This is a genomic window from Polaromonas sp. P1_A2, assembly GCF_056406895.1.
Window position 1 is genome coordinate 920,470 of the sequence record NZ_JBFTZI010000002.1, and the last position, 20,916, is coordinate 941,385.

20 protein-coding genes and 1 tRNA gene are annotated in these 20,916 nt (G+C 65.3%); 15 read left to right on the forward strand and 6 right to left on the reverse strand.

Going from position 1 to position 20,916, the window contains the following annotated elements; all coding sequences use genetic code 11:
• Complete coding sequence (mnmC, locus tag AC1D09_RS11365) at positions 1–1,893, forward strand: bifunctional tRNA (5-methylaminomethyl-2-thiouridine)(34)-methyltransferase MnmC2/FAD-dependent 5-carboxymethylaminomethyl-2-thiouridine(34) oxidoreductase MnmC1 (protein ID WP_477701055.1); 1,893 nt, start codon at positions 1–3, stop codon at positions 1,891–1,893.
• A gap of 3 nt (positions 1,894–1,896) precedes the next feature.
• On the opposite strand, the gene AC1D09_RS11370 is transcribed toward mnmC, so the two are convergent.
• Positions 1,897–2,682, reverse strand: a complete 786-nt coding sequence (locus AC1D09_RS11370; RefSeq protein ID WP_477663278.1) for a response regulator transcription factor — start codon at positions 2,680–2,682, stop codon at positions 1,897–1,899.
• Positions 2,683–2,821: 139 nt separating this feature from the next.
• Complete coding sequence (locus AC1D09_RS11375; RefSeq protein WP_477701056.1) at positions 2,822–4,075, reverse strand: ABC transporter substrate-binding protein; 1,254 nt, start codon at positions 4,073–4,075, stop codon at positions 2,822–2,824.
• A 223-nt stretch (positions 4,076–4,298) separates the two neighbouring features.
• Here AC1D09_RS11375 and AC1D09_RS11380 point away from each other — a divergent pair, with 223 nt between their 5' ends.
• The 9 genes from AC1D09_RS11380 to AC1D09_RS11420 all read left to right on the forward strand — a co-directional run bounded on the left by AC1D09_RS11380 (position 4,299) and on the right by AC1D09_RS11420 (position 13,487).
• Complete coding sequence (locus tag AC1D09_RS11380) at positions 4,299–5,090, forward strand: sulfite exporter TauE/SafE family protein (RefSeq protein ID WP_074574603.1); 792 nt, start codon at positions 4,299–4,301, stop codon at positions 5,088–5,090.
• A gap of 55 nt (positions 5,091–5,145) precedes the next feature.
• Positions 5,146–6,957 (forward strand): nitrite/sulfite reductase, encoded by a 1,812-nt coding sequence (locus tag AC1D09_RS11385; RefSeq protein WP_477701057.1) that lies wholly within the window; start codon positions 5,146–5,148, stop codon positions 6,955–6,957.
• A gap of 11 nt (positions 6,958–6,968) precedes the next feature.
• Positions 6,969–7,364, forward strand: a complete 396-nt coding sequence (locus AC1D09_RS11390) for a DUF934 domain-containing protein (protein ID WP_477663281.1) — start codon at positions 6,969–6,971, stop codon at positions 7,362–7,364.
• Between the two features lie 5 nt (positions 7,365–7,369).
• A complete protein-coding gene (locus tag AC1D09_RS11395; protein WP_007869726.1) occupies positions 7,370–7,990 on the forward strand; it encodes a phosphoadenosine phosphosulfate reductase domain-containing protein in 621 nt (206 codons plus the stop codon).
• Between the two features lie 43 nt (positions 7,991–8,033).
• A complete protein-coding gene (gene cysD / locus AC1D09_RS11400) occupies positions 8,034–8,990 on the forward strand; it encodes a sulfate adenylyltransferase subunit CysD (RefSeq protein WP_477663282.1) in 957 nt (318 codons plus the stop codon).
• Positions 8,990–10,300, forward strand: coding sequence for a sulfate adenylyltransferase subunit 1 (locus AC1D09_RS11405; RefSeq protein ID WP_477663283.1), 1,311 nt, complete (start codon positions 8,990–8,992; stop codon positions 10,298–10,300). Before cysD ends, AC1D09_RS11405 begins: the two co-directional genes overlap by 1 nt.
• A gap of 103 nt (positions 10,301–10,403) precedes the next feature.
• Positions 10,404–10,733 (forward strand): ferredoxin FdxA, encoded by a 330-nt coding sequence (gene fdxA / locus AC1D09_RS11410; protein ID WP_007869720.1) that lies wholly within the window; start codon positions 10,404–10,406, stop codon positions 10,731–10,733.
• Between the two features lie 70 nt (positions 10,734–10,803).
• Entirely contained in the window at positions 10,804–11,907 is a 1,104-nt protein-coding gene (locus tag AC1D09_RS11415; protein ID WP_477663284.1) for an NAD(P)/FAD-dependent oxidoreductase, read from the forward strand.
• A 266-nt stretch (positions 11,908–12,173) separates the two neighbouring features.
• Positions 12,174–13,487 carry a purine-cytosine permease family protein gene (locus AC1D09_RS11420; protein ID WP_477663285.1) on the forward strand — a complete coding sequence of 438 codons (1,314 nt, stop codon included), beginning with the start codon at positions 12,174–12,176 and terminating at the stop codon, positions 13,485–13,487.
• Here the strand turns inward: AC1D09_RS11420 and thiD are convergent.
• Genes thiD through thiM form a run of 3 tightly spaced genes read right to left on the reverse strand, consistent with a single transcriptional unit; the run spans position 13,471 to position 15,816 of the window.
• Positions 13,471–14,316, reverse strand: a complete 846-nt coding sequence (gene thiD / locus AC1D09_RS11425; protein WP_477663286.1) for a bifunctional hydroxymethylpyrimidine kinase/phosphomethylpyrimidine kinase — start codon at positions 14,314–14,316, stop codon at positions 13,471–13,473. The genes AC1D09_RS11420 and thiD overlap by 17 nt on opposite strands.
• A 4-nt stretch (positions 14,317–14,320) precedes the next feature.
• The gene (gene thiE / locus AC1D09_RS11430) at positions 14,321–14,971 is read right to left on the reverse strand and encodes a thiamine phosphate synthase (RefSeq protein ID WP_477663287.1); all 651 of its coding nucleotides are present in this window, start codon (positions 14,969–14,971) and stop codon (positions 14,321–14,323) included.
• Positions 14,972–14,982: 11 nt separating this feature from the next.
• Positions 14,983–15,816 (reverse strand): hydroxyethylthiazole kinase, encoded by an 834-nt coding sequence (gene thiM / locus AC1D09_RS11435; RefSeq protein WP_477663288.1) that lies wholly within the window; start codon positions 15,814–15,816, stop codon positions 14,983–14,985.
• Positions 15,817–16,120: 304 nt separating this feature from the next.
• On the opposite strand from thiM, the gene AC1D09_RS11440 reads away from it, so the two are divergent.
• From AC1D09_RS11440 to AC1D09_RS11460, 5 genes are all read left to right on the forward strand, one after another.
• Entirely contained in the window at positions 16,121–16,789 is a 669-nt protein-coding gene (locus AC1D09_RS11440; RefSeq protein ID WP_477663289.1) for a class I SAM-dependent methyltransferase, read from the forward strand.
• A 223-nt stretch (positions 16,790–17,012) separates the two neighbouring features.
• Positions 17,013–17,088, forward strand: a tRNA-Asn gene (locus tag AC1D09_RS11445).
• Between the two features lie 211 nt (positions 17,089–17,299).
• A complete protein-coding gene (gene aat, locus AC1D09_RS11450; protein WP_477663290.1) occupies positions 17,300–18,067 on the forward strand; it encodes a leucyl/phenylalanyl-tRNA--protein transferase in 768 nt (255 codons plus the stop codon).
• Positions 18,064–18,849, forward strand: a complete 786-nt coding sequence (locus AC1D09_RS11455) for an arginyltransferase (protein ID WP_477701058.1) — start codon at positions 18,064–18,066, stop codon at positions 18,847–18,849. Before aat ends, AC1D09_RS11455 begins: the two co-directional genes overlap by 4 nt.
• Positions 18,850–18,922: 73 nt before the next feature.
• The gene (locus AC1D09_RS11460; protein WP_007869695.1) at positions 18,923–19,702 is read left to right on the forward strand and encodes an IclR family transcriptional regulator; all 780 of its coding nucleotides are present in this window, start codon (positions 18,923–18,925) and stop codon (positions 19,700–19,702) included.
• Between the two features lie 46 nt (positions 19,703–19,748).
• On the opposite strand, the gene pbpG is transcribed toward AC1D09_RS11460, so the two are convergent.
• Positions 19,749–20,813 carry a D-alanyl-D-alanine endopeptidase gene (gene pbpG, locus AC1D09_RS11465; protein ID WP_477663292.1) on the reverse strand — a complete coding sequence of 355 codons (1,065 nt, stop codon included), beginning with the start codon at positions 20,811–20,813 and terminating at the stop codon, positions 19,749–19,751.
• Positions 20,814–20,916 lie beyond the last annotated feature (103 nt).

Here is a 20,916-nt window from a genome sequence, read left to right on the forward strand (position 1 = left end):
ATGCCTGAACGCATCGAGTGGCTGGATGACGGCACGGCCGGTGGCAGCCCCTTCAGCCCGCGTTTCGGCGACCGCTACCGCAGCGAACTCGGCGGGCTGGACCAGGCGAAAGAAGTCTTTCTCAAGGGCTGCGGCCTGCCCCAGGCCTGGGCCGGCCAGCCGCAATGGACGGTACTGGAGACCGGTTTCGGCCTGGGCCTGAACTTCCTCGTGACCTGGGCCGCCTGGAAGGCCGACCCGGACCGCCCCCGCCTGCTGCATTTCGTCTCGACCGAGGCCTTCCCGGCCAGCGCGGCCGACGTGCTGCGCAGCGCCCAGACCCATCCCGAACTGATCCCCCTGGCCGAACAGCTGCAGGCCCAGCTCTGGGGCCTGTTGCCGGGCTTTCACCGCCTGGTGTTTGAGGACGGCCGGGTCCTGCTGACGCTGTGCATAGGCGACGCCAAGGCGATGCTGCGCGACCAATCATTCGAAGTCGATTCGGTCTACCTGGACGGCTTCAGCCCCCAGCGCAACCCCGATATCTGGGATGTGCACACCTTCAAGGCGGTGGCACGCTGCTGCCGGCGCGGCACGCGCGTGGCCACCTGGACCATTGCGCGCAGTGTGCGCGACGCACTGGCCCAGTGCGGCTTTGTTGTCAAAAAAGTGCCGGGCATACCGCCCAAGCGCGACAACCTGCAGGGCGAGTTCAACCCGGCCTGGGAACCCAAAAAAGCGCAGCCGCCGCCGGCGCGCCGCACCCCGGGCACCTGTGTGGTGGTGGGCGCGGGCCTGGCCGGCGCGGCCGTGGCGGCCAGCCTGGCGCGCCGCGGCTGGCAGGTCACGGTGCTGGACGCGGCCGAAGAACCGGCCGCCGGTGCCTCCGGCCTGCCGGCCGGCCTGCTGGCGCCGCATGTCTCGCCCGACGACAACCCGCTCTCGCGCCTGTCGCGCCACGGCATACGCGCCACGCTGCAGCAGGCCGAGGCCTTGCTGCAAGCCGGCGACTGGGGCTGCACCGGCGTGCTGGAGCACGCGGTGGAACACCCGCGCAAACGGCCCGAGGCCTGGCAAGCGGACTGGGCCGATGCCGCCGGCGACTGGAGCCGCCCGGCCGAGGCGGCACAGCTCGCGCATTGCCGCCTGCCACCCGATGCGCCCGCGCTATGGCATGCGCACGCCGGCTGGGTACGGCCGGCCGCCCTGGTCGATGCCTGGCTGGCCGCACCGGGCGTGTTGTCGCAAGGCCGTTCGGCAGTGAGCCGGCTCAGCCATGCCTCGGGCCAGTGGCAGGTTTGGGATGCGCAGGGCCGGGAGCTGGCGCGCGCCGAACTCGTGGTGCTGGCGGCTGGGTATGCAAGCCGGGCACTGGCCGCCGGCGCCGAGACGGAAAACGCCGGCGAACTCGCGCTGCAGGCCATACGCGGCCAGGTCAGCTGGGGCCGGCATGAGCCCGGCACGGCCGGCGCCCTGCCCTCCTTCCCGGTGAACGGCCACGGCAGCCTGGCGCCCGCCGTGCCCCTGGCCGGCGTGGCCGGCGGCCTGGCCTGGGTCATGGGTTCGAGCTTTGAACGCGACAACCCCAAGGCAGAGATACGCCCCGAGGACGACCGCCACAACTTCAGCCGGCTGCAAACCCTGCTGCCCGAAACGGCGCGCGCGCTGGCCGCGCAGTTTGAAGCCGGGAATGTTCAAAGCTGGGCCGGCGTTCGCTGCGCGACACCCAGCCGCCTGCCCATGCTGGGGCCGCTGGCGGACGGCTTATGGGTTTGCTGCGGCATGGGTTCGCGCGGGCTGAGTTTTGCCGCGCTGTGCGGGGAGTTGCTGGCGGCCCGGCTGCATGCCGAACCGCTGCCGCTGGAGCAGCGCCTGGCCGATGCGCTGGCGCCGCAGCGCGTACCAGCCGTTTGAAGCTCAGCTCAGGCTGCGTAGCAGGTATTTGAGTTTTCCGGGATGCAGGGGCTTGCGCAGGCTGCCGCGCGCGCCGGCAAACCAGCCGCGCACCGCGTCCAGCGGCGTCAGCTTGCTGCCGGTCAGGATCAGAAACTCGATGGGCGGGCGCGAGGCCTCGACGCGCTTGACCATCTCCCAGCCATCGATGTCGGGCAGGTCCATGTCGAGGATCACGAGTTTGTAAAGCCGCGTATCCATGAGCTTGAGCGCTTCGCTGCCGCTGGCGGCCTCGTCCACGATCAGCCGGCCGGCCATGGCCAGGCGGGCGCGCAGGTAGAGGCGCGCATCGCGGTCGGCGTCCACCACCAGCACCTGGGCCTGCTCGGCTTCGGCTGCGGGCTCTTCCAGCGGTGAGGGCGCGGTGGGAGCTTGGGAATCAAAGTCGAGGTCCAGGTCCAGCACGGCGCCTGACTCGGACAGCAGGTCCAGGTCGAGTTCGGGCTCCACCGGTTTGCCGGTGACTTGAGGGTGCTCGGCCTCCAGCAAGGCGTCCATGCCTTCAATCACGGCGGCCCATTGCAGCGGGCGCTTGATGGCGAGGCGAGCCCGGGACGGCGCGTTGTCGCCTATCCAGACCAGTTTGAGATCGTCATGGGCGGGGTTGGCCAGCTCGATCGCGGCCTCCCAGCTGTCGCCGTCTATCAGGGCCAGTTCGGCTTCTTCGGGCGCGGTCGCGGTCCACAGCGCGTAGGCCGTGGGCCGGGTTTCGGACAAGCGAAACACCGTGTTCAGGGCGTGACGTTCCACGTCATCAAACCCGAACACTTTTACAAATATCCGCTTGACAGCCTCACCACCCGTATTCGTCATGTGGGCCCGATTATGCGGGGTTCGACAGGCTCTTTTTCATGATTCTCATGAAATTGGCGCGCTCGTTGCCAAAAGGTCACTTCATGGCCGCAGCCGGTCGGCGGGCCTTGACATAGTCGTCCGGCGGCAGATAGGCCTTGCCGTCGGCATAGCGCCATTGCACCATGGTGCCCTTGTTGCCGCGCAGGTCCAGCTTGCCCACATAGGCGCCCATGGTGGACTGGTGGTCGATGGCGCGGAACTCGGCCGGGCCGAAGGGGGTGGAGAACTTCAGGCCGCGCAGCGCCACGACCAGCTTCTCGCTGTCGGTGGAGTTGGCCTTTTTGATGGCGGCAAAAATCGCCTGCATGGTGGAATAACCCACGACCGAGCCGACCTTGGGGTATTCGTTGAAGCGGCGGTAGTAGTTGGCGGCGAAGCTGGCGTGCTCGCGCGAGTCGATCTGGTCCCAGGGATAGCCGGTCACGATCCAGCCCCTGGGCGTTTCGTCTTTCAGGACATCCAGGTACTCGGGTTCGCCCGACAGCAGCGACACCACGGGTATCCTGGGGAAAATGCCGCGCTGGTTGCCCTCGCGCACCAGCTTGGCCAGGTCGGCGCCGAAGGTCACGTTGAAGATGGCGTCGGGCTTGCTTTGCATGGTGGCCTGCAGCGTGGTGCCGGCGTCCAGCTTGCCGAGCGCGGGCCACTGCTCGCCGACGAACTCCACGTCGGGGCGCCTGGCCTTGAGCAGTTCCTTGAAGGCCGCCACGGCGCTGGTGCCGTACTCATAGTTGGGCGCGATCACGGCCCAGCGCTTTGCCGGCAGTTTGGCGGCCTCCTCGACCAGCATGGCGGCCTGCATATAAGTACCGGGGCGCAGGCGGAATGTGTAGCGGTTGCCCTTGTCCCAGATCAGCGCGTCGGTCAGCGGCTCGCTGGCGATAAACACCTTTTTGTTCTTCTGGGCATGGTCGGCCAGTGCCAGCCCGACGTTGGACAGGAAACCGCCGGCCAGCACGTCGACTTTTTCCTTGGACGTCAGCTCGATCGCGTGGCGCAGAGCTTCCTCGGGCTTGCCGGCATCGTCGCGGGCGATGACCTCGACCTTTCGGCCCAGCAGGCCGCCGGTGACGTTGATTTCTTCCACGGCGAGCTGCCAGCCCTGGCGGTAGGGCTGGGTGAATTGGGGGATGGTCGAATAGCTGTTGATTTCGCCGATCTTGACGGGCGTTTTCGAGCCGCCCTGCGCCAGCGCCAGGCCGGCCGCCGATGCCAGAAACAAACCGCCCAGCAGGGCGGATTTTGCAAATTTCACGGTTTTCTCCAAAAAGTAAGCGATTCGTTCCATCGAGCCGGCGCACGCGTGGGGTAGCCAGCCGGGAAAAGCAGGGACTGTACCAGCGCATTGTGGATGCGGGGCGCCCGGATGGGTGATTGTGGATTTGCTTTAAGCAGACGGCGGCCTGAATCGCCCTGAAATCCGCATATTTGCTTGCGAATAAGCTTATCCAGATAACGGCAGAACAAATGTGTAGTTTGTTTTTATAAGCTGCACACTTACATTTTCCGGCATGCATGAATTTGCCTTCGTATTTGCCGGCTTTGCCGTGGGTTTGGTGGTAGGCCTGACAGGCGTGGGCGGCGGCTCGCTGATGACGCCGCTGCTGATCTTCTTTTTCGGCATCAAACCGCACCTGGCCATAGGCACCGACCTGCTGTTCGCCGCCTTCACCAAGATGGGCGGCACCGTGAGCCTGGCGCGCGCCCGCGCAGTCGACTGGAAAATCGTCGGCCAGACGGCCGCCGGCAGCATCCCGGCCTCGCTCGCCACACTTTATATGTTGCAGCGCCTGGGCCCCGCCAACCCGGCGACCCAGGCCATCATGACCACCACCCTGGGCCTGGCGCTGCTGCTGACGGCCGGCGCCACCTTCTACAAGGTGCTGCGCGGAAAGGCCGCCCCCACCAGCATCGCCCCCGAAGCCATCGTCCAGGCCACGCGCGCGCGCCACTGGTCGCTGCCGCTGCTGTTCGGCGCGGTCATAGGCACCCTGGTCACCCTGACGTCCGTGGGCGCGGGCGCCATCGGCGTGATCGTGCTGATGCTGCTCTACCCCACCCTGCCGCTGCCGCGCATCGTGGCCGCCGACATCGCCCATGCCGTGCCGCTGACCCTGGTCGCGGGCCTGGGCCACGCCTCCATCGGTTCGGTGGACTGGTCGCTGCTGATCAAGCTGCTGGCCGGCTCCCTGCCCGGCATCTGGCTGGGCTCGCACCTGGTGCACAAGACGCCGGACCGCGTGATCCGCTCGCTGCTCTCGGTGCTGCTGGCCTATGCCGGCGTGAAACTGATCTCGATCTGACCGGCTTCAGGCCGCTTTCCTTATAAAAAAATCCCACGTTTGAATCCCGACAGCCATGTACCAATACACAGAATTTGACCGCGAGTTCGTCCAGGCCCGCGCCAACCAGTACCGCGACCAGCTGAGCCGCTGGCAGGCCGGCAAGCTGCCGGAAGACGAATTCCGCCCCTTGCGCCTGCAAAACGGCTGGTACGTGCAGCGCTACGCGCCCATGCTGCGCGTGGCCGTGCCTTACGGCGAGCTGTCGAGCGCGCAGGTGCGCGTGCTGGCCAAAATCGCCCGCGAATACGACCAGCCCAATGCGGCGCTGTTCAACGACGCCCAGGCCAAGCAGGACAAGCTGGGCCCCGTCAACCTCAAGAGCGGCCTGTCGGTCAGCTCCAAGCTGACGACCGGTTATGCCCACTTCACGACGCGCCAGAACGTGCAGTACAACTGGATTCCGCTGGACAAATCGGCCGACGTGATGGACCTGCTGGCCAGCGTCAACATGCACGGCATCCAGACCAGCGGCAACTGCATACGCAACATCACCAGCGATGAGCGCGCCGGCATCGCCGTCGACGAAATCGCCGACCCGCGGCCCTTCGGCGAGATCCTGCGCCAGTGGAGCACGCTGCACCCCGAGTTCGCCTTCCTGCCGCGCAAGTTCAAGATCGCCATCAGCGGCGCCCGCGAAGACCGCGCCGCCACGGCCTGGCACGACGTGGGCCTGCACCTGGTGCGCAACGCCGAAGGCGAGCTGGGCTTCAAGGTGCTGGTGGGCGGCGGCATGGGCCGCACGCCTGTCATAGGCACGGTGATACGCGAGTTCCTGCCCTGGAACCAGATCATGAACTACCTGGAAGCCGTGATACGCGTGTACAACCGCTACGGCCGCCGCGACAACATCTACAAGGCGCGCATCAAGATCCTCGTGAAGGCCGAAGGCCAGCGCTACATCGACGAGGTCGAGGCCGAGTACAAACAAATCCTCGAGCACGACGGCGCGCCGCACACCATCACCCAGGAAGAACTGGACCGCGTGACCGCCTCCTTCGTGCCGCCCACGCTCAACTGCGACCGCAAGAGCGCCGACGCGAAGATCGCCAACATCCTGCGCGCTGCCGCCGAGGACGACATCGAGTTCGGCCGCTGGCTGCAGCGCAACGTGGCGCCGCACCAGAATCCCGACCTGCGCGCCGTGACCTTGTCCTTCAAGCGCCTGGGCCAGGCCCCCGGCGACGCGACGGCCGACCAGCTCGACATCGCCGCCGACCTTGCCGACCAGTTCAGCGCCGGCGAGGTGCGCGTCACGCACGACCAGAACCTGCTGCTGCCCTGGGTGCGCTGCGACGAGCTGCCCGAACTCTGGCGCGCCGCCCGCAAGGCCGGTTTCGCCAAGCCCAACGTTCGCCTGCTGACCGACATGATCGCCTGCCCCGGTGGCGATTTCTGCTCGCTGGCCAATGCGCGCTCCATCCCCATTGCCGAGGCCATCACCGAGCGCTACCAGGACATGGACGAGCTGCACGACCTGGGCGAGATCGACCTGCATATCAGCGGCTGCATCAACTCCTGCGGCCACCACCACAGCGGCCACATCGGCATCCTGGGCGTGGACAAGGACGGCCTGGAGTGGTACCAGGTCTCGCTGGGCGGCTCCGACGGCTCCGCACTGAGCGGCGCCTCGGTGCCCGGCAAGGTGGTGGGCCCTTCGTTCACGGGTGCCGAGGTTCCTGAAGTCATTGAAGCGGTGCTGGACACCTACCGCCAGCTGCGCGAAGACGGCGAAACCTTTATCGCAACCCTGCGCCGCGTCGGCATGGAGCCCTACAAGGCCGCCGCCAAGGCCGCGCGCTTTGCCCCCAACACCGTCGCGCACTGAAAGGAATGACGATGAAACTACTGCCTTTCAACGAACACAGCGGCACCGGACAAGCCGGTGTCCTGGCCATCGCGAACGACGCCGACCCCTTCGAGGTTTCGCTGGCCGGCGTGGCGCGCATAGACCTGCACTTCCCGAAATTCACCGACGGCCGTGCCTACAGCCAGGCTTTTTTGCTGCGCCGCCGCCGTGAATTCAAGGGCGAGATCCGCGCCACCGGCGACGTGCTGGTGGACCAGCTGGCGCAGATGGAGCGCAGCGGCTTTGACACCGCGGTGCTGCGCGCCGACCAGGACATGGCCATTGCCCAGCGCGTGCTGGCCAGCTACCCCGGCTACAGCGCGGGCCGCTACCAGGGCGACGCGGTGCACATTGCCCCCCATTTCAAGGAAGCGGCTGCCGCCTGAACACCATGAGCCTCGACCTTGCAAAAATCAACGCGGAACTCGGCCACAACGCGCAGGGCCTGGTGGGCTGGGCCGTGGGACTGGGCCGGCCCGCCATCGTCACCACCAATTTCCGCCCCTTCGAGGCGGTGATACTGCACATGGTGACGCGCGCCAATCCCCGCGTTCCCGTGGTCTGGATGGACAACGGCTACAACACCGAGGCCACCTACCGCTTCGCCGACGAAGTGACCCGTCTGCTCAAGCTGGACCTGCATATTTACCTGCCGCGCCGCTCCCGTGCGCACCGCGAAGCCGTGGAAGGTCCAACCCCGGCGCTGGACGATCCACGCCATGCGGCCTTCACTGAAGAGGTCAAGCTCGAGCCCTTTGCCCGTGCCCTGCGTGAAACCGCCCCCCAGGTCTGGTTCACGGCCTTGCGCGCCACCGATACCGCGGTGCGCGCCCAGATGGACCCGGTCAGCGTCAACCCCGATGGCCTCATCAAGGTCGCGCCGCTGCTGCACTGGTCTTCCAAGGACCTTTACCAGTACTGCGAAATCAACGGCCTGCCCAACAACTTCGACTATGTGGACCCGACCAAGGGCGAAGACAACCGCGAGTGCGGCCTGCACCTTGCGCACTGACGGCCCTCTCTCCCCTGCCCCCTATGCCCCACCCCGCAGACCTATGAACGCCCGCACACCCTCCCCCCTGCTGCCAGCCGACCCGGCGCACCCCATCGCGCGGCTGTCCAACTCCCACCTCGATGCGCTGGAGGAGGAAACCATCTTCATCCTGCGCGAAGTGGCCGCGGCTTTCGAGCGCCCGGCCCTGCTGTTTTCGGGCGGCAAGGATTCGCTGGTGATGCTCAAGTGCGCCGAAAAGGCTTTCGGCGTGGGCCGCATCCCCTACCCGCTCCTGATGATAGACACCGGCCACAACTTCCACGAAGTGACCGATTTCCGGGATTTCCGCGCCAAGGAGCTGGGCGCCGAGCTGATCGTGCGCAACGTCGAAGACTCGATGAAGCGCGGCACCGTGCGCCTGGCGCACCCCGGCGAGTCGCGCAATGTGCACCAGTCGGTCACGCTGCTGGAGGCGATTGACGAATTCCGCTTTGACGCGCTGATAGGCGGCGCGCGCCGCGACGAGGAAAAAGCCCGCGCCAAGGAGCGTATTTTTTCGCACCGCGACAGCTTCGGCCAGTGGCAGCCCAAGGCGCAGCGGCCCGAACTCTGGACGCTGTTCAACACCCGGCTGCAGCCCGGCGAGCATTTCCGCGTGTTCCCGATCTCCAACTGGACCGAACTCGACGTCTGGCAGTACATCGAACGCGAAAACATCGCGCTGCCTTCGCTCTACTACGCGCACCAGCGCAAGGTGGTTGAGCGCAAGGGCCTCTTGGTGCCGGTGACCGACCTGACCCCCGCGCGCGACGGCGAGCAGGTGGTGGAAAAGACCGTGCGTTTTCGCACCGTGGGCGACATCACCTGCACCTGCCCGGTGGACAGCCCGGCCGCCACGGCCGCCGAGATCGTGATTGAAACACTGGCCGCCGACGTGAGCGAGCGCGGCGCCACGCGCATGGACGACAAGACCTCCGACGCATCGATGGAAAAGCGCAAGAAAGACGGGTATTTCTGATGAGCACGACTGATTTGACCGCCGGCGACGTGAAACTCGCGCCCCCCGGCCAGAACGACCTCAAGCCGGCGCTGAAATTCATCACCTGCGGCTCGGTCGACGACGGCAAGAGCACCTTGATAGGCCGCCTGCTGGTAGACAGCCGCGCGGTGCTGCAGGACCACCTGGCCGGCGTGCAGCGCGGCGGCGAGACCGACCTGGCCCTGCTGACCGACGGCCTGTCGGCCGAGCGCGAGCAAGGCATCACCATCGACGTGGCCTACCGCTATTTCGCCACCGAAAGCCGCAAGTTCATCATCGGCGACGCGCCCGGCCATGAGCAATACACCCGCAACATGGTGACGGCCGCCTCCAGCGCCGACGCCGCCGTGGTGCTGGTCGATGCCACCAAGCTGGACTGGAAAAACCCGTCCTTGGAGCTGCTGCAGCAGACCCGCCGCCATTCGCTGCTGGTGAACCTGCTGCGTGTGCCCTCCATCGTGTTCGCGGTGAACAAGCTCGACGCCGTGGAAGACCCGGCGCTGGCATTCAAAAACATCACCGCGGCCCTGGCGGCCTTCGCCCAGGCCGCGCGCATCCCGGTGAAAGCGACCGTGCCGGTGTCGGCCCTCAAAGGCTACAACGTGGTCGACGGCAAGCCCGGCTGGTGCGGCTATGAAGGCCTGTCGCTGCTGCAGCTGCTGGAGCACCTGCCCGTCACGGCCGCCGAAAGCACCGAGGCTTTTTCGTTTCCGGTGCAGTGGGTTGAAAAATTCTCGTCCTCGTCGGACACCTCGCAGGGCCGCCGCGTTTTCTGGGGCCGTGTCGCCACGGGCGGCGTGCAGCCCGGCCAGAGCGTGACCATCCTGCCCAGCGGCAAGACGGCGGTGGTGGCCCAGGTGCTCGACCACACCCGCCAGCCCAAGACCATACTGGCCGGCCACAGCGCGGGCATCGTGCTGGACCGCGAAGTTGACGTGTCGCGCGGCGACTGGCTGCTGGCCGTGGACAGCTTCGAGCCCTCGCGCGAGATCTCGGCCACCGTGGCCTGGATGGACGACGAGCCGCTGGTCGCGGGCCGCGTCTACTGGACGCTGCACGGCCACCGCTGGGTCAAGGCCAAAGTCAAGCGCATCGTGCACAAGCTCGACGTGAACACCCTGGCCGAGGAGGATGCCGGCGAGCTGCCACCCAACGCCATCGGCCACATCGAATTGAGCCTGCAGGAGCCGCTGGCCACCCTGCCCTATGCGCGTTCGCGCATCCTGGGCTCGCTGGTGCTGGTGGATACGGCGTCGCACAGAACCTCGGGCGCGGCGCTGGTCCTTTGAGCCGGCCCCCACGCGAAGCAGACCGCGCTTCGCGTTCTTTGATAACCCTGTTGGCGGAAACCTCTTAAAATCAAGGGTTTCCACCGACTAGCCTAGAAAAAACATGACCCACATCGTCTCCGAATCCTGCATCCGCTGCAAATACACCGACTGTGTGGATGTCTGCCCCGTGGACTGCTTCCGCGAAGGCCCCAACATGCTGGTGATCGATCCGGACGAGTGCATCGACTGCGCCGTCTGCATCCCCGAATGCCCCGTGAACGCCATCTATGCCGAGGAAGACGTGCCGGCCGACCAGATCGCCTTCATCAAGCTCAATGTGGAATTGAGCCGCGCCGAGGGCTGGAAAAGCATTACCAAGCGCAAGGACGCTCTGCCCGACGCCGAGGAATGGAAAGACAAGACGGGCAAACTGTCCGAATTGATCCGCTAAGCCGACCCGGGGCCGCCGGCCCCAGGCCCTTCCCGGGCCGCCATGCGCCTTGCCGGGCGCCCCAGGAACCATGGAACCCCAACTGAACCAAGAAGTGATCAACACCGCAGCCGAACACGACGGCCCCATCGAAACCGATGCGGTGATCGTGGGCGCCGGGCCCGTGGGACTGTTCCAGGTGTTCGAGCTGGGCCTGCTGGAGATCAAGGCGCATGTGATCGACTCGCTGGCCTACCCCGGCGGCCAGTGCATAGAGCTTTACCCCGACAAGCCGATTTACGACATTCCCGCCGTGCCCATGTGCACGGGCAGGGAACTGACCGACAGCCTGCTCAAGCAGATCGAGCCTTTCGGCGCGACCTTTCATTTCGGCCAGGAAGTCAGCAGGGTCGAACGGCAGCAGGACGGCCGCTTCTTCGTCGAGACCTCCAAGGGCACGCGCTTCCTGACCAAAACCATCTTCATCGCGGCGGGTGTGGGCGCTTTCCAGCCCAAGCTGCTGCGCGTCGATGGCCTGGAGCAGTTTGACGGCAGCCAGCTGTTCTACCGTGTGAAGAACCCGGCCGACTTTGCCGGCAAAAACCTGGTGATCGTGGGCGGCGGCGACTCCGCGCTGGACTGGGCGCTGAACTTCGCGGCCGAGGGCCCGAACAAGGCCGAGAGCGTGATCCTGGTCCATCGGCGCGACGGCTTCCAGGCCGCGCCCGCCAGCGTGGCCAAAATGCGCGAACTCTGCGAGGCCTACGAGATGCAGTTCATTGTGGGCCAGGTCACCGGCTACGAAGAAAAGCAAGGCCGGCTCACCGGCGCCAAGGTCACCGGCTCCGACGGCATCACGCGCGTGGTGCCGCTGGACCTGCTGCTGGTGTTCTTCGGCCTGTCGCCCAAGCTGGGGCCGATTGCCGACTGGGGCCTGGACATAGAACGCAAGCAGCTCAAGGTGGATACCGAGAAGTTCTCCACCAACGTCCCGGGTATCTTCGCGGTGGGCGACATCAACACCTACCCCGGCAAGAAAAAGCTGATTTTGAGCGGCTTCCACGAGTGCGCGCTGGCGGCCTTTGGCGCCGCGCCCTTCATCTTTCCCGACAAAAAGATCCACCTGCAATACACTACGACCAGCCCGAAACTGCACAAGGTGCTGGGCGTCGAGTCGCCGGTGTTTGACGACTGAGCCGGGACAGCCCCTGCGCCCTCCAAAAGCCCGCCATGCGCGGGCTTTTTGCTGCGGCCTGAATCCATCCTACAATTTGCGCAGTGCCCGCAAGGGCGCTTTCGCTGGGGGTGTTGCCGCGGTTCGTGATTGCGAACGGCGGTGGCTGAGAAAGTCCCTTTGAACCTGATTTGAGGTAATCCTCGCGCAGGGAAGCATGTTCCATAGGTCCGCTGTTCTTGCGGGCTTCAGGCAGGCCGACCTGGCATTGAAGATCGGAACTGCTGATGACCACGCCCCCTACTTCCGCCGCCGGCAACACCGCGCTCACGCCACTGCCCGCGGGCGAGCGCCTGTTCGGCTGGAGCGACCATGCCGCGCTCTGGCTCAGCCTGGGCGTGGGCCTGCTGGTCATGCAGATAGGCGCCTACCTGGTGCCGGCCCTCGGTACACAAACGGCGCTGGCGGTGATCGTCTGCGGCTCCATCCTGGGCGCGGGCCTGCTGGCCTGGACCGCCAAAATCGGCTGCGACAGCGGGCTTTCGAGCGCCGGGCTGATGCACGCCACTTACGGCAGCAGCTTCGCGCGCCTGCCGGTGCTGCTCAACATCGTGCAACTGATAGGGTGGACCACCTTCGAGCTGGTGGTGATGCGCGACGGCACCATCGCCATCGCGCGGCAGTCCGGAGGTTTTACGGGCGCCGTGTGGCCCCTGCTGGCCACGCTGCTCTGGGGCGCGGTGCTGCTGGCGCTGCTGTCGGGCTCCATGGTCAGGCTGGTGCGCAAATTCATAGGCCGCTGGGGCCTGCCGCTGGTCATCGCCTCGTTGCTGTGGCTGAGCTGGCAGTTCCTGGCCAAGGCCAACAGCCAGGGCCTGGCCGCGCTGTGGAACCGCCCCGGCGAAGGCGGCATGGGCACGCTGTCGGCGCTGGACCTGGTGATCGCGATGCCGGTTTCCTGGCTGCCGCTGGTGGCCGATTTCGCGCGCCACGGGCGCGATGGCAACAGCGCCCTGCGCGGCACCTGGCTGGGTTATGCGATTGCCAATGTCTGGTGCTACGCGTTGGGCGTGCTGGTGGCCGTCACGACGCCCAGCACCGACCTGGTCGCCGCGCTGCTGCTGGCGCAGGGCGGGCTGCTCGCGCTGGGGCTGATCCTGGTCGACGAGGTCGACAACGCTTACGGCGACCTGTATTCGGGCTCGGTGGCCGGCCACAGCCTGAAGCCGGCCTGGAGCGTGCGCCGCTGGGGTGTGGGCCTGGCCCTGCTGTGCACCGCGCTGGCGCTGGTGCTGCCCATGCACAGCCTGGAGCCGTTTTTGCTGATGCTCAGTTCGGTGTTTGTGCCTTTGTACGGCGTGATCCTGGCGCGGCTGGCCGGCACGCCCCATATCGCCGCGCTGGTGGCCGCACGCAAGGTGAATACCAGCGCCGTTGCGATCTGGCTGCTGGGCATTGTTTGCTACCACCTGTGCGCCAAGCTGGCACCCGACTGGGGCGCCGCGCTGCCGACGCTGGTGCTGACCTTTGCCCTGGCGCGGCTCACCCGAGCCGGCTCTTCCGATTCTTCCGACGCTTCCGGCGCTACCGCAGCGGCTTGAGCCGCATCGCGAGGGGTGCGTGGCCGTGGTTCAGCGGCCCGCTGCCACCGCCTGTGCGCACCCGGGCGCCGGCCTGCAGCGCCGCGCGCACATAGCTGCGCGCCAGCAGCACGGCCTCCAGCAGGGGCTGGCCCAGCGCCAGGTGGGCGGCGATCGCGGATGACAGCGTGCAGCCCGTGCCGTGGGTGTTGGGGCTGGGAATGCGCGGCCCACGCATCCAGTGCAGCTCGCCGCTTTGGGTGGCCAGCAGGTCGCTCACCACATCACCGGGCAAATGCCCGCCCTTGAGCAGCACGGCGCGCGCGCCTTTGGCCAATAATTCCTGCGCCGCGGCCTGCATGGCTTCTTCGTCGGCCAGCGGCCGGCCGACCAGCAGCGACGCTTCATCGAGGTTGGGTGTGATGACCGTCGCACGCGGGAACAGCTCGCTCACCAGCACCGCGATGGCCGGGTTGGCTATCAGCACCGCGCCGCTGGTGGCGACCATGACCGGGTCCAGCACCACGTTCTGCAGCGCGTGGCGGTCTATGGCCTCAGCCACGGTGAGCACGATGTCGGGTGCATGCAACATGCCTATCTTCACCGCGTCCGCGCCTATGTCTTCGATGACGGCGTCGATCTGCTCGCCCAGCATCTGCGGCGGCACGCCGTGGATGGCGCGCACCCCGCGCGTGTTCTGCGCCGTCAGGGCGGTGATGGCCGTCATGCCGTAGCAGCCCAGCGCGGCAAAGGTTTTAAGGTCGGCCTGGATGCCGGCCCCGCCGCCGCTGTCGGAACCCGCGATGCTCAGGACGCGGGGGTATTCGTGGTCAAAAAGAGTGTCGGTCATTGAGTCATCCATGATCCCGGGTATGGTCGCACAGCGACCTCAGTGTGGCGGCCGCCGCGCGCGGGTCGTCGGCGGCACACAGCGCGCTCACCACGGCCAGGCCGTCGGCGCCGGCGCGCAGCACCTCGCGTGCGTTGCCGGCATGGATACCGCCTATGGCCACCAGCGGCAGGCGGGTGGCGGCCCGCACAACCGCCAGCCCTTCCAGGCCCCAGGGGTCTTTGGTATCGGTTTTAGTGGGAGTCGAAAAAACCGGGCTCACACCCAGGTAGTCGACCGGCAGTGCCGCGCTTTGCTTCACGTCATCCATGGATTCGACCGACCAGCCGATGAACACGGCGGGCGGCAGCAGCTTGCGCGCCTCGTCGGCCGGCAGGTCGTTCTGGCCCAGGTGTACGCCATCGGCGCCGCAAGCCAGGGCGATGTCGATGCGGTCGTTGATGACCAACGGTATGCCTTGGGGCGCGAGCAGCGCTTTGAGGATCAGGGCCTGGGCCAGGAATTCGCGCGTGCCCAACTGCTTTTCGCGCAGCTGCACGCAGTTGGCCCCGCCCTGCACGGCCTCGGCCACCACGTCGGCCAGGGGCCGGCCGCGCATCAGCGCCTGGTCGGTGACCAGGTAAAGCCGCAGGACTTCGGGGTTCAATCGCGCCATGCTGTGGTCCCTCACCCGTTCGCCACTTCCAGCTTCAGGCGGGCGGTGAAGGTAGCCTTGTCCAGCAACTGCAACTCATCGAGCAACTGCACGGCCATGCTGCCCACACCCAGGCCGCGCGCCAGAGTTTTCTCCGCCGCCACTTCGCCGGCAAGGCCCAGAACAGCCATCGCGGCGGTAGTCGCTCGCCAGGCGTCCGGCTGCACCGCGCAAAACGCGCCAATCAGGGCGGTGGCCGAGCAGCCGACGCCGGTGATGCGGGTCATCCAGGAATGGCCGTTGGAAAGCCGGGCCCAGCGGCGGCCGGCGTCCAGGATATGGTCGGTCTCGCCGCTCACGCAGACAACGCCCTCGGTGCGCGCGGCCAGAGCCCGCGCGGCGTCCAGCGCATCCCCGGCCGCGGCTCCGCTGTCGACGCCGCGCGTTTTCACGGCGGCGCCGGCCATGCTCATGATTTCAGAGCCGTTGCCGCGAACCACGGTGGGCGCGGCGACGGCCAAAAGAGCCTCCAGCGCGGCATTGCGGTAAGGGGTGGCACCCGCGCCGACCGGGTCGAGCACGCAGGGAATCCCGCGCGCCGAAGCGGCCGCCAGAGCCAGCTTCATGCTCTCGACCCAGTACGCGTCCAGCGTGCCGATGTTCAGCACCAGTGCCTGGGCGATGCCGGCCATGTCGCGCACCTCTTCATGCGCATGCGCCATGACGGGAGAGGCGCCCGCGGCCAGCAGCACATTGGCGTTGAAATTGATCACCACAAGGTTGGTGATGCAATGCACCAGCGGCGAACGCTCGCGAACCGACGCGAGGTCGGACCAGAGATCTGCAACAGAAAGATTGGAAGCCATGCGCGCTTGCTCTGGTGACGGTGCTAAAGGGCTGTGCGATGCTGAGGACGGCTTCGGCCCGCGCCAAGATGGCGGGACCGCGCCAGGCAATTATCGCGGATGCCGCATAGCTCGGGGAGTGGCCTCCCAAGGCGCCACAAGATCTGCGGGCTCCAAGGTTTTTTCACCGATACCGGACCTTCCCGCCCGCGAAACCTGCGGGGGCGCCTAGAATGAATTTCAACAGCGCCTTGCGGTATGCTTTTCGGGTCCACTTCGGAAAATCCGTCCTGGCAAAAACACCTCACTCCCAAAGCCCAAACCCATGAGTCAAACCCCGGTCCACGAATTTCACAACCAGGATCTTCTGGAGGTCATCCCATGGGGATCCAGCAAACTGATTGAAGTGGGCTGCAGCTCCGGCGCCCTGGCAAGAGAGTTCAAGAAAATATCGCCAGGTTGCCACTATTTCGGGATCGAGATAGATCCTGACTACGCCAAGTTGGCGGACCGGTACTGCAACGAAACCCTGGTCCTGGACATCGAGAATGCCGACGATGCATTCTGGAGAAAGCACGCGGACAGGGACTGCTGGATCTTTGGCGACTGCCTTGAGCACCTGAAGAACCCCTGGAATATCCTGCGCAAAGTACGCGAGGCCATGCCGCCGGGGGGAACCATCGCAGCCTGCATTCCAAATGCGCAGCACTGGTCCCTCCAGGCCCGGCTGAGCATAGGGAATTTCCGTTACGAGGAAAGCGGCCTGCTGGACAAAACCCATTTGCGATTTTTCACCAGGCAAACCATCCTGGAAATGTTTAACGACACAGGGTTCGCGGTCACGGAATGCGTCCCCAGAATTTTCCCGGAACCCGCAAGAGAGCAGTTCCTCCCCGCGATCGAGCAGCTCGCAAGGCTGGCAGGAGCGGATCCACAAATCGCGGTGGAAGATGCAATGCCGCTCCAGTATGTTGTCAGGGCGGAGCCCAAATAGCCGGTGCGGCTGAAGTTCGCGAGCGAAAACCCATACCGGAAAACTGCAATTGCTATTAATTTAATAGCTTATTGCGCTCAATTCGCAATGGCTTGAAAAGAGTCGCGCGTCGGCGTTTACGCCAAGGCCGCCGCAAGCCGCGCCATTCGGCGCCAACAAGTCACGCAGAAAACACCTCGGGCTTAAAAATCGTAAAAATTGACGCTATAATCTAAGGCTGCATTCCTCAATAGCTCAGTTGGTAGAGCGCCGGACTGTTAATCCGTAGGTCCCTGGTTCGAGCCCAGGTTGAGGAGCCAGTTAATTTCCGAAATGGGCACCCTTGCGGTGCCCATTTCTTTTTGCGCGGCGCAAATCGCAGTTGCTTTTTTCAGCCGCAAGCAGGCTACCCGGCGCATCAGAGGCTCCATTACCTGCGAGCCTTGCCGCCGCGCCCCACTCGGCTACCATGTGCGCATGCCCTTCCCGGCCTGCTGTTTCCGCGGTTTCATGCCGATGCGCTTTTAAGCCATGGGAAAACTCCCGCGCCCCGTGCCCTGGCTTGCCGCCGGCGAAAGCTTTCCGCCGCTCGAAGAAGCCTGGGGTCATCACGACCCGGCCCCCGGCCTGCTGGCTGCCGGCGCCACGTTGGATGTGCCGACACTGGTGCAGGCCTATTCGCAAGGCATTTTTCCGTGGTTCAGCCTGGGCCAGCCACCGCTATGGTGGAGTCCCGATCCGCGCATGGTCTTGCAGACCCGGCATTTCAGGCTGCATCGTTCGCTGCGCAAAACGCTGGCCCGTTTCCAGGCGCAGAGCAGTTGCGAGCTTCGTTTCGACAGCGCCTTCGAACAGGTTATCAGCGCCTGCGCGAGCAAACCCCGCGAGGGCCAGCCGGGCACCTGGATTGTCCCGGACATGGTTCAGGCCTACACCAGCCTGCACCGGGCCGGCCACGCCCATAGCGTGGAGACCTGGGTGGACGGCGAACTGGCCGGCGGCCTTTACTGCGTCAACCTGGGCCGCATGGTGTTCGGCGAATCGATGTTCGCCCACCAGACCGACGCCTCCAAGATCGCACTGGCGGCGCTGGTGGCTTTTTGCCGCGCCCGCGAGATGGCCATGATCGACTGCCAGCAAAATACCCGGCATCTGGCCTCGCTGGGGGCGGGTGAAATCAGCCGCGTGGAATTTGTCGCCCATCTCGCCGCAAACGTGAACAAAACCGCACCCCTCTGGGAGTTCAAACCCGTATACTGGAATCAGCTTCTGACGACGGGAATGACAGACCTACCGTGACGCACCTCAAAGACCTGCCCCTGCAAACCTTGCAGTTCTATGCAACGGCGCCCTACCCCTGCAGCTACCTGCCGGGCAAGCAGGCCCGCTCGCAGGTCGCAACGCCCAGCCACCTGATCCACAACGACGCCTATTCAGACCTGGTGACCAATGGCTTCAGGCGCAGCGGCATGTTCACCTACCGCCCCTACTGCGACGGCTGCCAGGCCTGCGTGCCGCTGCGGGTGCCCGTCAAGCTCTTCAGCCCCGACCGCAGCCAGCGCCGCGCGTGGAGGCGGCACCACACGCTGCATGCCCGCATCCTCAAGCTGTGCTTCATGCCCGAGCACTACCAGCTTTACCTGCGCTACCAGAACGGCCGCCACGCCGGCGGCGGCATGGACCACGACAGCATTGACCAGTACACCCAGTTCCTGCTGCAAAGCCGCGTCAATTCGCGCCTGGTGGAGTTCCGCGAAACCCTGCCCAACGGCGAGCCGGGCGCGCTCAAGATGGTGTCCATCCTGGACGTGCTGGAAGACGGGATTTCGGCGGTCTACACTTTTTATGAGCCCGACGCCCGCGCAAGCTACGGCAACTACAGCGTGCTCTGGCAGATCGAGCAGGCGCGGCGCCTGGAGCTGCCCTATGTCTACCTGGGTTACTGGATCGCCGAGAGCCCGAAGATGAACTACAAGGCGGGGTTCACGCCGAACGAAGTGCTGCTGGACGGCCGCTGGGTGCTTTCCACAACACCTGCAGCGGCCAGCCCGGGCGCCAGCGAACATCCCGACCCGGCTTAAGCCCGCCGCTTCGCATGCGTCACCAGACGCATCTGCATTTCACAGGGTAAAATTTGCAGCAGAAAGCCTGCACATGAAAAAGCCCGACTCCGCTCCTTCCGCCACACCGACCGTCCAGGTCATCGAGAGAATGTTCACGCTGCTCGAAATCCTGGCAAACCGCGAGGAGGCCTTGTCGCTCAAGGAAATCAGCGAAAAATCGGGCCTGCACCCTTCCACGGCCCACCGCATCCTGAACGACCTGGCCACCGGACGTTTTGTCGACCGCCCCGCGGCGGGCAGCTATCGGCTGGGCATGCGCCTGCTCGAGTTGGGCAACCTCGTGAAGGCGCGCCTGGATGTGCGCGAAGCGGCGCTGATCCCGATGCGCGAGCTGCACAAGATCACCCAGCAGCCGGTGAACCTGAGCATGCGCCAGGGCGACGAAATCGTGTACGTGGAACGCGCCTACAGTGAGCGCTCCGGCATGCAGGTGGTGCGCGCCATAGGCGGCCGCGCGCCGTTGCATTTAACGTCCGTGGGCAAGCTGTTCCTGGCCTTTGATGACCCGCAGCGCCTGCGCACCTATGCGACGCGCACCGGGCTGTCGGGGCAGACCCGCAACAGCATCACCCAGTTGCCGGTGCTCGAGCGCGAACTCTCCAAGGCGCGTCAATACGGCATCGCGCGCGACAACGAGGAGCTGGAACTGGGGGTGCGCTGCATGGCCGCCGGCATTTACGACGACCAGAACAAGCTGGTGGCGGGTTTGTCGATTTCGGCGCCGGCAGACCGGCTTGATGAGCACTGGCTGCCCAAGCTGCAGGCAACGGCCAATGAAATTTCTGCGGCGCTGGGCTACAGGCCTAAATAGAAAAAGAAAAGAGATCCGCCTTTGGCGTTGGCCGCGGCGGAAAGACTCAGCCGTTGGCTTGCTTGGCGGAAGCGCTGACGTTGACCTTGGGCTCGGTCACCGGGTTGGACTCCACCCAGCGGCGCACGCGCTCGGCATCGCCCAGGCGGCTCAGCTTGCCGGCGGAATCCAGGAACACCATGATCAGCTTGCGGCCCGCGATTTTGGTCTGCATGACCAGGCACTGGCCGGCTTCAGAGATGTAGCCGGTTTTCTGCAGGCCGATGTCCCACTCGGGGTTCTTCACGAGGCGGTTGGTGTTGTTGTACTGCAGAGTGCGGCTGCCGACAGCCACCTGGTAGCCGGTGGAGGTCGACAGTTCACGCAGCATGGGGTCGCCGTGGGCGGCATTGACCAGCGTTGCCAGGTCTTGCGCGCTGGACTGGTTGCGGCTGGACAGGCCCGTGGGCTCGACATAGCTGGTGTCGGTCATGCCCAGCATCTTGGCCTTGGCGTTCATCAGGCTCACGAAGGTGGCCATGCCGCCGGGATAGGTGCGGCCCAGGGCATGCGCCGCGCGGTTTTCGCTGGACATCAGGGCCAGGTGCAGCAGTTCACCGCGGGTCAGTGTGGTGCCGACCTTCAGGCGCGAGCTGCTACCCTTTTCGGTATCCACGTCATCCTGCGTCACGGTGATCATCTCGTCCATGGGCAGCTTGGCGCCGCTGATGATGACGCCGGTCATCAGTTTGGTGAGGGACGCGATGGGCAGCACCGCATGGTCGTTCTTGCTGAACAGCACTTCGCGCGTGTCCTGGTCAATCACCAGCGCCACGCTGGACTTGAGTTCCAGCGGATCCTGCGCACTGTGCAGGCCGGCGATCTGGCCGAAAGACGGTTTGGCCGGCACCGATGCGCGGATGATGCTACGGCGCTTGGTACCTGCAACAAAACGTACGCTCTTGCGCGTGGAGACAACTTTTTTGGAAGCCAACGCCTTCGAAGAAGCGTGCTGCTTTTTGACAATGGTATTTTTGGCGGTCGCCGCATTGGCGGCGGGCACTGCAAAGGCGGCTATCAAAGCCACGAATCCAACGATTTTTAATGCGCGATTGAAAATCTGATGAGACATGGTGAATATTGCCTGCGTGGGATTGCAATGATGGGATGGCTGGAGTGTATACAAATAGAAAAAGTCACGCAATATCAAAAACTTGCGTGACTTTCCTAAAAAT

Bases quoted from the DNA above. Each gene is read 5' to 3' on its own strand.
- mnmC (WP_477701055.1), top strand. From the start codon at position 1: ATGCCTGAACGCATCGAGTGGCTGGATGACGGCACGGCCGGTGGCAGC.
- AC1D09_RS11375 (WP_477701056.1), bottom strand. From the start codon at position 4,075: ATGGAACGAATCGCTTACTTTTTGGAGAAAACCGTGAAATTTGCAAAA.
- AC1D09_RS11380 (WP_074574603.1), top strand. From the start codon at position 4,299: ATGCATGAATTTGCCTTCGTATTTGCCGGCTTTGCCGTGGGTTTGGTG.
- AC1D09_RS11385 (WP_477701057.1), top strand. From the start codon at position 5,146: ATGTACCAATACACAGAATTTGACCGCGAGTTCGTCCAGGCCCGCGCC.
- AC1D09_RS11390 (WP_477663281.1), top strand. From the start codon at position 6,969: ATGAAACTACTGCCTTTCAACGAACACAGCGGCACCGGACAAGCCGGT.
- AC1D09_RS11395 (WP_007869726.1), top strand. From the start codon at position 7,370: ATGAGCCTCGACCTTGCAAAAATCAACGCGGAACTCGGCCACAACGCG.
- cysD (WP_477663282.1), top strand. From the start codon at position 8,034: ATGAACGCCCGCACACCCTCCCCCCTGCTGCCAGCCGACCCGGCGCAC.
- AC1D09_RS11405 (WP_477663283.1), top strand. From the start codon at position 8,990: ATGAGCACGACTGATTTGACCGCCGGCGACGTGAAACTCGCGCCCCCC.
- fdxA (WP_007869720.1), top strand. From the start codon at position 10,404: ATGACCCACATCGTCTCCGAATCCTGCATCCGCTGCAAATACACCGAC.
- AC1D09_RS11415 (WP_477663284.1), top strand. From the start codon at position 10,804: ATGGAACCCCAACTGAACCAAGAAGTGATCAACACCGCAGCCGAACAC.
- AC1D09_RS11420 (WP_477663285.1), top strand. From the start codon at position 12,174: ATGACCACGCCCCCTACTTCCGCCGCCGGCAACACCGCGCTCACGCCA.
- thiD (WP_477663286.1), bottom strand. From the start codon at position 14,316: ATGACCGACACTCTTTTTGACCACGAATACCCCCGCGTCCTGAGCATC.
- thiE (WP_477663287.1), bottom strand. From the start codon at position 14,971: ATGGCGCGATTGAACCCCGAAGTCCTGCGGCTTTACCTGGTCACCGAC.
- thiM (WP_477663288.1), bottom strand. From the start codon at position 15,816: ATGGCTTCCAATCTTTCTGTTGCAGATCTCTGGTCCGACCTCGCGTCG.
- AC1D09_RS11440 (WP_477663289.1), top strand. From the start codon at position 16,121: ATGAGTCAAACCCCGGTCCACGAATTTCACAACCAGGATCTTCTGGAG.
- aat (WP_477663290.1), top strand. From the start codon at position 17,300: ATGGGAAAACTCCCGCGCCCCGTGCCCTGGCTTGCCGCCGGCGAAAGC.
- AC1D09_RS11460 (WP_007869695.1), top strand. From the start codon at position 18,923: ATGAAAAAGCCCGACTCCGCTCCTTCCGCCACACCGACCGTCCAGGTC.
- pbpG (WP_477663292.1), bottom strand. From the start codon at position 20,813: ATGTCTCATCAGATTTTCAATCGCGCATTAAAAATCGTTGGATTCGTG.